At 48.8% G+C, this 13,093-nt stretch carries 12 protein-coding genes; 5 read left to right on the top strand and 7 right to left on the bottom strand.

The genetic code is table 11. The features are described from left to right. Positions 1–60 precede the first annotated feature (60 nt). Positions 61–1,476, top strand: a complete 1,416-nt coding sequence (locus KJS52_RS21675) for a sugar porter family MFS transporter (protein WP_213519383.1) — start codon at positions 61–63, stop codon at positions 1,474–1,476. 99 nt (positions 1,477–1,575) lie between these two features. On the opposite strand, the gene KJS52_RS21670 is transcribed toward KJS52_RS21675, so the two are convergent. From KJS52_RS21670 to KJS52_RS21655, 4 genes are read right to left on the bottom strand one after another with little or no spacing between them, the layout of a single operon-like run. Further along, positions 1,576–2,466, bottom strand: coding sequence for a metal ABC transporter permease (locus KJS52_RS21670; RefSeq protein ID WP_213519382.1), 891 nt, complete (start codon positions 2,464–2,466; stop codon positions 1,576–1,578). After that, a complete protein-coding gene (locus KJS52_RS21665) occupies positions 2,463–3,380 on the bottom strand; it encodes a metal ABC transporter permease (RefSeq protein ID WP_213519381.1) in 918 nt (305 codons plus the stop codon). Before KJS52_RS21665 ends, KJS52_RS21670 begins: the two co-directional genes overlap by 4 nt. A 2-nt stretch (positions 3,381–3,382) precedes the next feature. Beyond that, a complete protein-coding gene (locus KJS52_RS21660; RefSeq protein WP_213519380.1) occupies positions 3,383–4,117 on the bottom strand; it encodes a metal ABC transporter ATP-binding protein in 735 nt (244 codons plus the stop codon). Position 4,118: 1 nt separating this feature from the next. Then, complete coding sequence (locus KJS52_RS21655) at positions 4,119–5,066, bottom strand: metal ABC transporter solute-binding protein, Zn/Mn family (protein ID WP_373871380.1); 948 nt, start codon at positions 5,064–5,066, stop codon at positions 4,119–4,121. A gap of 326 nt (positions 5,067–5,392) precedes the next feature. Between KJS52_RS21655 and KJS52_RS21650 the strand changes: the two genes are divergently transcribed. Next, positions 5,393–6,220: a helix-turn-helix domain-containing protein gene (locus tag KJS52_RS21650; protein ID WP_213519378.1), complete on the top strand. Its 828-nt coding sequence runs from the start codon at positions 5,393–5,395 to the stop codon at positions 6,218–6,220. Positions 6,221–6,349: 129 nt separating this feature from the next. Here the strand turns inward: KJS52_RS21650 and KJS52_RS21645 are convergent, their stop codons facing one another. Continuing rightward, on the bottom strand, positions 6,350–7,039 hold the full coding sequence (locus KJS52_RS21645) for a sensor histidine kinase (protein WP_213519377.1): 690 nt from the start codon (positions 7,037–7,039) through the stop codon (positions 6,350–6,352). A 215-nt stretch (positions 7,040–7,254) separates the two neighbouring features. Between KJS52_RS21645 and KJS52_RS21640 the strand changes: the two genes are divergently transcribed. Both KJS52_RS21640 and KJS52_RS21635 read left to right on the top strand, forming a co-directional pair. Next, positions 7,255–7,566 carry a YbjQ family protein gene (locus tag KJS52_RS21640; protein WP_213519376.1) on the top strand — a complete coding sequence of 104 codons (312 nt, stop codon included), beginning with the start codon at positions 7,255–7,257 and terminating at the stop codon, positions 7,564–7,566. Positions 7,567–7,641: 75 nt separating this feature from the next. Further along, positions 7,642–8,043 (top strand): secondary thiamine-phosphate synthase enzyme YjbQ, encoded by a 402-nt coding sequence (locus KJS52_RS21635; protein ID WP_213519503.1) that lies wholly within the window; start codon positions 7,642–7,644, stop codon positions 8,041–8,043. A gap of 145 nt (positions 8,044–8,188) precedes the next feature. Here the strand turns inward: KJS52_RS21635 and KJS52_RS21630 are convergent, their stop codons facing one another. Continuing rightward, positions 8,189–10,153 carry a site-specific DNA-methyltransferase gene (locus KJS52_RS21630; RefSeq protein ID WP_213519375.1) on the bottom strand — a complete coding sequence of 655 codons (1,965 nt, stop codon included), beginning with the start codon at positions 10,151–10,153 and terminating at the stop codon, positions 8,189–8,191. Between the two features lie 50 nt (positions 10,154–10,203). Continuing rightward, positions 10,204–11,829 (bottom strand): glycoside hydrolase family 9 protein, encoded by a 1,626-nt coding sequence (locus KJS52_RS21625; protein ID WP_213519374.1) that lies wholly within the window; start codon positions 11,827–11,829, stop codon positions 10,204–10,206. A gap of 299 nt (positions 11,830–12,128) precedes the next feature. On the opposite strand from KJS52_RS21625, the gene KJS52_RS21620 reads away from it, so the two are divergent. Then, positions 12,129–13,046 carry an aldo/keto reductase gene (locus tag KJS52_RS21620; protein ID WP_213519373.1) on the top strand — a complete coding sequence of 306 codons (918 nt, stop codon included), beginning with the start codon at positions 12,129–12,131 and terminating at the stop codon, positions 13,044–13,046. Positions 13,047–13,093: the final 47 nt, after the last annotated feature.

The following is a 13,093-nucleotide window of genomic DNA, read 5'->3' as shown; positions in this document are numbered from 1 at the left end:
CTAGAATAGCACTCGTACACTAAACTGATTGAAGCATAACTATGCTGGAAAGGATGCTTAATGAGTAACATACAACAACAAGATGCTAGCCTCAAATTTGTCACTCTTATATCCATAGTTGCTGCTATTGGCGGCTTATTGTTCGGCTTCGATACTGCTGTTGTCTCAGGCGCGATCGGCTTTATGGGTGATCGCTTCAGCTTAACTGATTTTCAGGTCGGATGGGCGGTATCCAGCCTTATCGTCGGCTGTGTTGTAGGCGCAGCGTTCGCTGGCGTACTGAGCGACAAATTTGGCAGAAAGCGCGTACTGATTGGTGCTGCCCTTTTATTTATCGTTAGCTGTATCGGCTCAGCATTGCCTGACAGCTTTAACACTTATATTTTATTCCGCATCATTGGCGGCCTTGGCATCGGTCTTACCTCAACGCTATGTCCGCTGTACAATGCCGAAATTGCACCGGCTCGCTATCGTGGCCGCCTCGTTGCCTTGAACCAGCTGGCTACCGTTACAGGCATTTTTCTCGTTTATTTTGTAAATTTGTGGATTTCCAATAGCGGCGAGCACGCCTGGCAGGTGGAATATGCTTGGCGCTGGATGTTTGGCGTAGGCGCGATACCGGGCATTATCTTTCTAATCGCATTATTGTTTGTGCCGGAAAGCCCGCGCTGGTTAATGAAGCAGGGGCATCGCGAGCAGGCCTTTACGATTTTGAACAGAATTCACGGCTCAGAGCTGGCGAAGCTGGAAGTGGACGATATTGAGCAATCGTTCAAGCAGAAAAAAGGTAGCTTTCGCGAGCTGTTCCAAAGCCCAACACTGAAGGCTGCGCTTATTGTAGGTGTTGTGCTGGCTGTGATGCAGCAGTTTACTGGGATTAATGCGGTTATGTACTATGCACCGGAAATTTTCAAGCAAGCAGGAGCCGGCACCAACGCCGCGCTCGTCCAAACGATTTTGATCGGCTTCATCAATTTTGTATTTACAATTGTTGCAATATGGCTGATAGATAAGGTCGGTCGCAAGCAGCTGTTGATGGTTGGCTCGGCAGGCATGGCGATCAGCCTGATTGTGATCAGTTTCGCATTTAATGCTGCAGAAACAAACAGCACATTATTGCTTGTCTTTCTGCTCATTTATGTCGCTTCCTTTGCTGTGTCGCTTGGACCAGTTGTATGGGTCATCATGTCGGAAATTTTCCCGAATCATGTACGCGGTATTGCGACTGCTATCGGTTCGATGTCGCTATGGATTGCAGATTACATCGTTTCACAATCGTTCCCGTCGCTGCTGGCATCAATCGGTTCATCTGCAACATTTGCTGCATTTGCCGTGCTTTCTCTGTTTACCTTCTTCTTCACATGGAAAAAGGTTCCCGAAACAAAGGATGTGCCGCTTGAGCAAATCGAGACGCTTTGGCAGGACAATTTATCTGCGCGCACGCTTCAGCCTGTAGAATACGAGCAGGCGCGATAAAAAACTGAAAACAATAAAGGACTCACCAACGTATCGGCTGGTCGATAGGCTCGTGAGTCCTTGTCGTATATAATAGATGATTGCAATGGCGCCAGCATGCTACGCATGCTCAGTGAGCGCTGCACTGGCCCGCGAGCGCCGATGCTTGGCGATGATGCCGTAGCGTGGAGCTGCAATGAAGCTAATCAGGAAAATGATGCCTGTTGCGAACGCCATCGCCCCTGAAATAGACGTATCCAGCCATACTGCCACATAATACCCGATCCATGCTGCGGCAACGCCAAAGCTGCAGCTTAACACGAGCATCGTTGGCAGCTTATCCGTCCACAAGTAGGCGGCAGATGCTGGTGTAATCAGCATGGCTACAACCATAATCGCCCCTACTGCATCAAAGGCTGCAACACTCGTAATCGAAACAAGCGACATAAAGATATAGTGCATAAGCGTCACAGGAATGCCAATGCTTGCGGCAAATACCGGGTCAAATGAAGTTAGCTTCCACTCCTTGTAGAAGAGCAGCAGGACCAGCAGCACAATAAGCAAAACGATGCTTAGGCTGACGACTGCCATCGGTACAGAGCCAACAAACGGCAGCTCCACTGTATTCCACGGAATAAATGTGATTTCACCCATTAAGGAATGCTGAATGTCAAGATGGGCGTTGCCTGCCTTGGTCGAGATTAAAATAACGCCAATCGCAAACAGCGTCGTGAACACGATTCCGATCGACGCCTCCTGCTGTACGCCAAGCTGATGAAAGGATTGGACTAGAAGTGCTGTAACAAGACCAGCAATAATCGCGCCGATAAACATATGAATGCCGCTGAGCTGCAAGGTGACCAAATAAGCCACTACAATACCGAGCAGCACGGAGTGGCTGATCGCATCCGCCATCATCGCCATACGTCGCAAAATTAACAGCACGCCAACCAGACCGCAGGACATTCCTACTAATGAAGCCGTTAATAAAATCCATGCTGAATAGCTCATCCTCTTCCTCCTTCCGTCACCCCGCCTGCCATGATCGCTTTTTGCCCGCTGCCCTTGGCGCGCTTGCGATAGTAGCGCACGACCAGCAGCCCTTTACTTGCTCCAAATAGCAGCGAAATAAAGAACATAGCCGAGGCTGATACGACAATAAATGGCCCGGTAGGCAAACCTTTGCCTAATGTGCTGATCAAGGTACCAATTAGTCCGGCACCGCCGCCAAACAAAGCAGACAATATGAGCATTTTGGCAAAGGAATCAGTCCAGTAGCGTGCGCTAACCGCAGGGATAATCATCAATGCCGCAATTAAAATAACGCCCACTGCTTGAATGCCGATCACGATAACCAGCACAAGCAAAGCGGTATATAAGCTGTTCATCGCTCGTACCGACAAGCCTAGCCCTTGTGCAAAGCTGGCATCAAACAGCGAAACCTTCCACTCTTTAAAAAGCAGAAGGATAACGACTAATACGACTGCCGCTACGATAGCCATCCAGGTCACATCGCTTCTTACCATCGCTGCCGCTTGACCGAATATAAAATGATCAAGCCCGCTCTGCCCGCCACCCGGCATGCGATTGGCGAAGGTAAGCAGCATAATGCCCAAGCCGAAAAAAACTGAAAGCACAATCCCCATCGCTGCATCCTCCTTGACGCGCGAGGAATTGCGAATAGACTGCACCAGCCAAGCGCCGAAGTATGCGCTGACTGCCGCAGCAAGCAGCATAACCGGCAGCTGCTTGCTGCCCATAATCATAAAGCCAATGACAACACCGGGCAGCGCCGCATGCGACAGCGTGTCACTCATCAGGCTCTGTCGCTTCCAGTAAGCGAGCACACCGACGGAGCCGGCTGCCATGCCAAGCAGCAGTGTGCTCAGCAGTACCCATTGTGCGTTATAGGAAAGTAAATTCATAACTACACCTTCTCTCTCATCCAGCGCAGCGCTCCGCCATAGGTTCTGTGCAGCTGCTCGGCCGTAAATACCTCATCGGTCGGACCGTGAGCAACAACGGTGCGATTCAGCAGCAAAACATGGTCATAGTAGTCTTCTACTGTCTGCAGGTCATGATGCACAACCATCACAGTGCGACCGCGGTTTTTAAGCTGCTGCAGCGTATCCATAATGATGCGTTCTGTTGCAGCATCTACGCCCGCCAGCGGTTCGTCCAAAAAATACAGCTCCGCATCCTGCACAAGTGCTCGCGCTAAAAATACCCGCTGCTGCTGTCCACCGGACAGCTGGCTAATTTGCCGATTCGCATATTGCTCCATCCCCATCGAGCGCAGCGCCTCCATCGCCTGCTCGCGATCGGATTTGCGCGGCAGCTTGAGCCAGCCTATTTTGCCGTATAGGCCCATTAGCACGACATCCAGTGCATCAGTCGGGAAATCCCAATCGACTGAGCCGCGCTGCGGCACATAGCCGATTTTCTTTTTGGCCTTCTGGTAGGGCTGGCCGAGGAAGCTGACCTCCCCCGCAGTACGGGGGTGCAGCTCCAGCATGCTTTTGATCAGCGTCGATTTGCCTGCTCCATTTGGTCCAACAATGCTTGTTAACGTGCCGGGCTTAACCGTAAACGATACCTGTGACAGCACCTCAGTCTTGCGGTAGGCAGCGCTTAAGCGGTTGACTACGATTGCCTCGTTCATGTTACTCACCCTTTCCAAGCAAGCCTTCTGTTATCGTCTTTACATTATGTGTATACATCCCGATATACGTTCCTTCATCCGTCCCTGCTGCTCCCATCGCATCCGAGAACAGCTCGCCGCCAAGCTTAACTTCCAATCCGTTCTTTTTGGCGCCTTCAATAACCGCATTAATGCTGTCAGGGTTAATACTGCTTTCAATAAATACTGCCGGCACCTGATGCTCCATCAGCAATGCAATTGTATCGTTAATATCGCTCAAGCCAATTTCATCCTCCGTGCTCAAGCCCTGCAGGCCAACCACCTGCAAATCGTTAGCAGCCCCAAAATAGCCAAATGCGTCGTGCGCCGTTACGAGAATGCGCTGTTCCTGTGGAATTTCAACCAGCTTGGCCTTGCTTTCCTGCTGCAGCTCATCAAGCTTCAAAAAATATTGCTCCATATTTTCTGTTAGCTTAGCCTTATGCTCTGGCACAAGCTCGATAATTTGCTCGACTGCAGTACCAAGAGCGGTTTTCCATAGCTCAATATCGAACCAAATATGCGGGTCGATCGCACCCGTTTCGTCCTTAAGCAGCTGATCCTCTGGAATGGACTCGCCAATTGCTACTACCGGCTTGGATTTGCTCATTTCCTCAAATGCCTTCAGCATGTTCGCTTCAAGATGCAAGCCGCTGTAAAAAATAACATCGCTTTGATCAAGCTTCGTAATATCCCCGGTTGTTGCTTGATGCAGATGCGGGTCCACGCCTGGCCCCATCAGGCTTGTTACCTCGATCATATCTTCACCAATTGCAGCTAGCGGCTCGCCGATTTGAGCAATTGTGGTTACGACCTTTAATTTGTCCCCATTTTCATTAGTATCATTGGATTTTGTACCAGTCTGGCAGCCTGCCAGCAGCAGGCTGAACGCCATCAGTACAACGACAAGATGGCTTGATAATTTTTTCATCTCCCTCATCCCTTCAATTTTTTTATGATACGATCAGTATAATACGAATTTTTCCCTAGTGCAACATTTTTATATTTAAACAAAACTTATTGAGTTGTACAACAGTTATAGTTATAGGCAAATTGATGGACAAATAAAAAAGCTAATCACATATTTTGGACTTTTGTCCTGTGATTAGACTAAAGAATGTCGTAGGACGCAACGAAAAAATTCGACTTAATTCGTAATTTGTCCATGTACATCTATTTTTTTGTTTGTTACACTTTTATTGATAATAATTCTCAATATCAATTAAGACTTTTGTTGAAAGAAATTGAGGTGAATAGATGAATTACCATATCAATCAATTAGTCGATTATTTTGCCGAAGCACCTCTTCACTTTGTTGAAGCATATGCGCATGAAATTCCAATCAGGCAGGCGAGCTCCGGGCATACAGCAATTGATAGCAGCGGTCTCGTTTTCACTTGCAGCGGCAGTGCTTACGTTGCAGTCGATGGAGCGCAGTACAAGCTTGAGCAGGGCGTGCTGCTTCATGCAGCACCGAAGATGAAGCTTAATATTCATGTTATTGGCGATGAGCCTTGGCGATATGCAGTCGTAAATTACCGCTTGCCTGTAGAGGAGCAACAGCAGTTTCCACTCTACCTGCAAAACTTCGTGATGCATACTGGAAGCAGCGCAAGCCTGTCACAGCAGCTAACAACACTTATTGCGCGCTATCAATTGGCAGTTCCACTTACAAAGCTGCAGGCTAAAACCGATTTTTATCAGCTGCTTCGGCTTATGCTGCAGGCTGTTCAGCAGCAAACGAAAACTTCGAAAACCGAGTTGATGCTGCAAGCAGTCGAATATATGCATGAAAGCTACAGCAAGCCGATTTCGGTTACTCAAATTTCACAGTATGTCGGAATTGAGCGAAGACGCTTCGCTTACTTGTTCGAGCGTTATACGGGCATGACCCCTAACCATTATTTAACCAGCTTTCGCATGAAGCGCTCTCGCGAGCTGCTACGCGCCCAGCATTACACAGTGGCACAAGTGGCAGAGCTGGTAGGGTATCACGACAGCTTTTACTTTAGCCGCGTATTTAAAAAATATAACGGAATTTCCCCAAGCGATTATCGCAAAAAGCTGATCTCTTCTCATTATTAGCGGCTGCTCCCGCCTTGCTCTTGCCAGCTCATTGCAGTTGACAGAGCAAGGCATATCTTTTTTCACCTCCGCATGCTGACTTCAGCTGCTTTCCGCATAATTGACTTCAGCTGCTTTCCGCACAAATCACTACTGAACCGCCGAAGCGACTTGCGGAATTCGCAGCATGCATTGAACTCCTGCATGCTTGGCGGTCGTAAAGCTAATTTGCCCGTTTAAGCATTCCACCCTGCTGTAAATCCCTTTCAAGCCGAGCTTTGCTGTAGAGGCCTGCTCAATGCTGTCTATGCCAATTCCATCATCTCTGTATTGGATCAAGAAGCAGTCTCGCTCTTGCTCCATATACAGCTCAACACGGGTAGCATGAGCATGCTTCTCCGTATTGTGAATCAGCTCCTGCAATATCCGATATACATGCAGCGCACGCTCCCCTTCCAATCCTCGCTTCTGCCAGCGATTATGATAAATGACTTCGATATTGGTACGCAGCTGCAGTCGATCGAGCAGCAGCTGGATTTGATTGTTCAGCTCTCCATCCGCAAGCCTGGGTACGAAATGAGACTGGCAAAAATCACGCAGCGTATAAATGCTGCTTGCCTGCTGCTCGCGAATGCGAAACAATCGCTTTTTCAGGTCGAGCCTTTCCTGCAATTCAGGCTCCGTCAGCAATAAATCAAGCTCTCTTAGTGCGATAATTTGCTCCTGCAGCGCAGTATCGTGCAGCTCGCGCGTTAATTTGAGCTTTTCCTGCTCTAACTGGCGAAAATGCACGACGTACTCGAAGGCATTGCCATACTTCTTTCTCAAGTTTTCAATCATGTTCCTCACTCCCCTATTTAAATCATCCACTGATGTTACTTATTAGACTTACTTGAATAGTTGGATTTCCTTAGCAGTTACAGGAAATTGGCAATAAAAATTTGGTAATAGCTGTATTTTGTTTGTGTTATACTATAGATGCTTTTATCTGTTCTGCGTCACGCATATCAATCGAGCAAGCGTTTCAATGCAATATATCAAAGGAGGAAATTGTAATGATTATTACGACTACATCAACAATTGAGGGCTACCCTGTCAAGCAATATCTAGGCGTAGCTACTGGCGAGGTGATTATGGGGGCTAACGTTGTTCGAGATTTTCTGGCTTCGATCACCGATATTGTAGGGGGACGCTCAGGTGCCTACGAGAGCAAGCTGCAAGAAGCGCGTGATGCTGCAATGGCTGAGATGCAGAACAAAGCTCAGCGTGTCGGCGCTAATGCAATCATAGGTGTTGATATTGACTACGAGGTAATCCGTGAAGGCATGCTAATGGTTGCCGTAAGCGGCACTGCTGTACTTATATAGTCCATATGCTGGGAGAGCGCAAATTGGGCTCTCCTTTTCAATTTATTCAGAAAAGGAGCAGATAGACCTATGGCAATGCTTGATACCTTAACGATCTCGACACAACAGCATGATGCAATGATTGATATTACGAGCAAGGTCAAACAATATGTACAAACAACTGGTGTAAAGGAAGGGCAAGTTATCATATACTGCCCTCATACAACAGCTGGCATAACGATTAACGAAAATGCAGATCCCGATGTCGTTACAGATGTGCTGCGCCGTCTGGATGAGCAATATCCATGGCATCACAAGCTTGACCGCCACGCGGAAGGCAATACCGCGGCTCATCTTAAAGCGATTACAACCGGCTCCAGTGCTACTGTCCTTATCCATAAAGGGGAGCTCGTGCTCGGGATATGGCAAGGCATTTATTTATGCGAGTTCGATGGTCCTCGAGCAAGAAAAGTCGTGATCAAGGTGATTGCAGACTAGCATAGCCAGCCGCAGCTTAACCACGATTATTTATACCTTTAACATAACATAGGCCAAGTAGAATGTGCGGATATCGTCATATGATGTCGATTTATCGTCTCAAAAGACCAGCTTGAATAAGCTGGTCTTTCCTGAATTGAGCTATTTAGATCGATTCGCTGTATTCTGGGCGCCACATGCAGGACCAACGGCTTGTCAGGCCGAGCAAATCAACCGCTTTTACGACGATAAATAGCGATGTCTCTGCATGAAGCTGCACTGAGTGAACAAGCTGCTGATCAAGAGAGTGCCATTGATAGAGCAGCCTTTGCTGCTCGTCATAAACTTCCACACTCCAATAATCCAGCAAAGACAAGGAATCGCGATCAAGCTGCTCCAGCAGCCTGGGCTTGCTTCTCGCCTCAAGCGGCAGCGCCTCGCGCGATACATAATCGTATTTCTCCAGCTGCAGCTCAAGCTGCACATGATGTTGAGTCTCTATTGTGCAGTTCAAGCCTACCTGCAAATACGGCAGCGTTGTAAAAAATCGATGCTTCCTTCTCGCCAGCTTGATCCGACTCGCCTTCCATTTCCACTGATCCAGCAGCTCATCTTGAATTTTAAGCACCTGAAGGCGATCATCAGCTGAACGATACAGCGCTTGCCCAAGCTCGGCTTCGACTTGCCAGCAGAGCAGAGCAAGCATCGTACAGTCGTACTGCTCCAGCAGTCGCATTGCTTCATCTACCGTTTGCTGTGTGCAGCAATGCTCAACAGCAAGCAGCAGCACCAATGTCTTGCTCTTGGCAGACCATCCGATATAAAAAGGCTGGCGATATTCGCGCTGCTCTGCATCAAATAAGCGGAAAACAGCCTCGCAAAGCTTCTCCTGCTTGCCGTCAGGCTGCTTGACGAGCAAGCCAAGCCTGGTGTAGTCCTTCAAGGCTGCTATAGCAAAGGGACGCTGCTGATCAGCAAGCAGCCGCTTGCGCGTCAAATGAACGGCCTGATAGTTAATATCTGCGCAAATCCATTTGCGGCCAAGCCGTTCGGCAACAGCAGCCAGCGTACCTGAGCCGGCAAAAAAATCCGCCACCAAATCACCGGGATCGCTCCCCGCAAGCAACACTCGCTCTAGCAGCCGCTCCGGCTTTTGCGTATCGAACGGGAGCCGCTCCGTATTTCTGCCGTGAGACAGGTTGGGGATATCATTCCACAGTGAGCCAATCGCCAGCTTGAACTCATCCAAATAATATTTGCGGTATTCCGTGCCTTGTCTCGTTGTATAGATAAGCTTTTGCTGGCGCAGCCGCTCGATTGTTTGCTGAGAGTAGTCGCCGAGCGTTACAATTTTAAATTTGCGCCCGTCCTCTTCCTGATAGCGAAACTCCTTAAGCTGTGTATGCGTCAATTGCTCAGCGTGCTTGTACGGCTGATTAAACTTCATATCCGCCGAGCGAGAATAGACGAATATGCTTTCCAGCTCTCTCGACCATTGGCTGGACGATTTTTTTGCTCCCTTGCCAACCGCATCACGCTGCCATACAATTTCGTTGCGAAACTGCTCCATGCCCATAATTTCGTCCAAAATAATTTTGACATAGTGCCCGACATGCCAATCAATATGGACATAAAGTGCGCCTCTCGCATGCAGCAGCTCCTTCATTAGCAGCAATCTTGGCGTCAGCATGCGCAAGTAGCTGACGATTCCTTCACTCCATTGATCGGTATAAGCCAATTGCTTGATCTGATGCGTCTTGGCGTGAGCATCGCCAGCAGGCAGCTTGATCGTAGATGCATAATCGGACTGACTATTATAGGGCGGATCGATATAAATTAACTGGATCTTGCCGCGCAGCGAAGGCCTTGCCGCATCCTCTTGCAGCAAAGCAGCCATATGCAATAAGTTATCGCCATGCAAAATGAGCTGCGAGTCAGGCTGCATATCCGCAGCCGAATTGCCGCCAGCTGCTGCATAAGAATAAGCGCCGCTGTCAGGTATATTGCTGGGCATCATCCATTCATCAAGCTGATGCTGAAACGGCTGCAGCTTGCTTCTGTCCAGCAATTCAGCCACCAGCTCCCTGCTGTCGGCTATAATTTGCGGCAGTTGACTTAGTACACTTTGCATGGCAATTCTCCTTTCGCTAAGGACGGACTCGCAAACTTGTCAGCAACGGATTAAGATGGTTGCGTATAATGCGACAGTACAAACAAGGCAGGCGAGTTCCAATAAATCGTAATTTCATTGGTAGCGTAGCTATCCTCGTGATCGGCATAGCATGCGGCTGGCGCTCTGCCCTGCAAATGAGCCTCTGCATATTCATCCTGCAAATTGCGGTTTGGTCCGCCGGATACCATCCCTGGCACAGCTTCCTTTACTCCGTCAGCAACGGACGGACGATGATGCGGAAAAGACATCGCATGATGGCCAAAGCCGCTGACATAGCTAATGCCATTCACATTCATGCCAAACAAATAATGAACATGCTGGGCAATGAATGGCTCATAGCGAGCATGATTAGCAAAGCGCTGCGCCAACAGCAAATGCATCGCATTGTTCATCACATCCATATTGCTGCCCCAACGGTATTGTTCCGGCTGCAAGGAAATGCCATAGCCGTCCCGCTCGCAAACATCAACGAGCTGCTCGGCCTGATGCTGCCACTGTGCCAGCAGCAGCTCAACTACTGCTTCGTCGCGTTTATGCTGTTCACTTAATAAATAGCTAATTGTGCCGTAGCCGCCCATATCGGTCCAGCCAAGCGCTGTTTTACTAAAGGACGGCTCGCTCGCATAGCGCAGAAAAGCGTTATGATAATGCTGCTCGCCTGTTGTGCGATACAGCTCGGCGGCAGCCCAATAACGCTCATCCGTATCCTGTTGATCGCCGTATTCGCCTGTGCCAACATCAGCAGGATTACGGAAGCCTTCCACGTCAGGATTGGCTTCAAGCCAGGTAAATGCCTGCTTCGCCGCCTGCAGGCAGCGCTCGGCATAGGGCTCGTCCAGATCAGCATACACGCGCGCAGCCATCGCCATTGCTGCGGCAAAGCTGGCCGTCGCAGTAGCGGACACAGGCAGCGCGTACAAATCCGCAGTATCATCCTCCGGCATCGTAGCAAGCGGCGGGAACTGCAGCGTCGTCAGCTTGTGATAAACTGCTCCTGAATGCGGCTGCTGCATTTTCAGCATCCAGTCAAGCTCGAACTTTACTTCATGCAGCAGATCATCCATTGCAGCATTGCTTTCAGGCAGCGGCACCTTGCGCTTGAACGCTTGCGGATAAAGCTCGTATGCAAGCAGCAAATCAGCAACTGCCTTGCCTGCCGCCACGATGTATTTGCCATAGTCGCCGGCATCATGCCAGCCTCCCGTGCCATCAATTGTAAGCTCTGGCTGCCCGTACACCTTGACTGGCGAGTTATGGCACGCCTTGTGCCCCCAAGCGCCAGCATACTGCGCATCAAGCTCCACGCCGCAGCGCAAATAATAGAAAGCCTTGAATAGTGCAAGCTGCGCATCATAATAAACGTGCTCGCGAATAACAAATGGCCAGGACGCGCCCAGCTCCCCTTCAATGTAATATTCGCCTTCGACTGTCAGGCTGGAGAAATCAAGCTTGCCTACGACAGCTCCACTTGCTTCATCCCACTCTGCTGCTGATGATTCCCCTTGCCATACTACTTCCTTCGTATGCTGGTCTACGATCCGATACTGCGCCTGCGGCCCCTGGATAACCGCGAGCTTGTGATCCTTCGGCCGATAACCGAGCTGGTTGATCGCGATTGGGCTCGTTTCCTTCATAATCTGACCTCCTTATAATCGAACAATTTCATTATAATTTCGGTATGTATGCGCTATCATAACAGAAGACAATAAAGCTGATTCAATGAATTTACGAATATTGTAGCATATGGCAGCTGCCTTGTGTGCAGAAACTGTTGGAAATTTAATGGAAGCAGAGGATGAGCTTGCCTTATACCATATTAAACTGCGTTCATGCCATTGCCATCATGATTTTATATATGGCACAATACATATGACTAGTGTTCCGCAAGTAGGTGTATACTAGCTCGTATTCATGCTGTATGGAGGTTGAAATGATGAAAACAATGAAGCTCGGTGCATCAACACTTGAAGTTCCGGTAATTGCAGTTGGATGTATGCGTATAAATTCGCTGGAAAAAGCTGAAGCAGAACGGTTTGTGCAAACCTCGCTGGAGCTTGGCGCTAACTTTTTTGACCATGCCGATATTTATGGCGGTGGCGAGTGCGAAAAAATATTTGCAGATGCTGTACATATGAACGATGATGTTCGCGAAAAATTAATTATTCAATCCAAATGCGGCATCCGCAAAGGAATGTTTGACTTCTCCAAGGAGCATATTCTAAATTCTGTAGACGGCATCCTGCAGCGTTTGCGCACCGATTATTTGGACGTGCTGCTGCTGCATCGTCCAGATACATTGGTCGAGCCCGAAGAAGTGGCTGAAGCGTTCGATTTGCTGGAAAGCTCGGGCAAGGTGCGTCATTTCGGCGTGTCCAACCAAAACCCGATGCAAATTCAATTGCTGAAAAAGGCAGTCAAGCAGCCGCTTGTAGCCAATCAGCTGCAGCTTAGCATTACGAATGCAACGATGATTTCACAGGGCTTTAATGTCAATATGGAAAATGAAGCCGCTGTTAACCGCGACGGCAGCATTCTCGACTTCTGCCGCCTGCATGATATTACGATTCAGCCATGGTCGCCTTTCCAGTATGGCTTCTTTGAAGGCGTATTTCTCGGCAATGAAAAATTCCCTGAGCTTAACGCGAAAATTGATGAAATTGCTGAAAAATACAATGTCAGCAATACAACGATCGCAATTGCCTGGCTGCTGCGCCACCCTGCCAATATGCAGCCGGTAACAGGCACAATGAACATTACACGCTTGACAGATTGCTGCAAAGCAAGCGAAATTAGACTAACGCGCGAGGAATGGTACTCCATCTTCCGTGCGGCAGGCAATATTTTGCCTTAATAGCGATTGGAAGCAAAACGAGCATGCTGTTTCACCGGATCAGGTGA

This window comes from Paenibacillus montaniterrae, from assembly GCF_018403185.1.
GTDB classification, from domain to species: domain Bacteria; phylum Bacillota; class Bacilli; order Paenibacillales; family Paenibacillaceae; genus Pristimantibacillus; species Pristimantibacillus montaniterrae.
The sequence above is the reverse complement of the archived record's forward strand: the minus strand, read 5'-3'. Positions and strand labels throughout refer to the sequence as shown.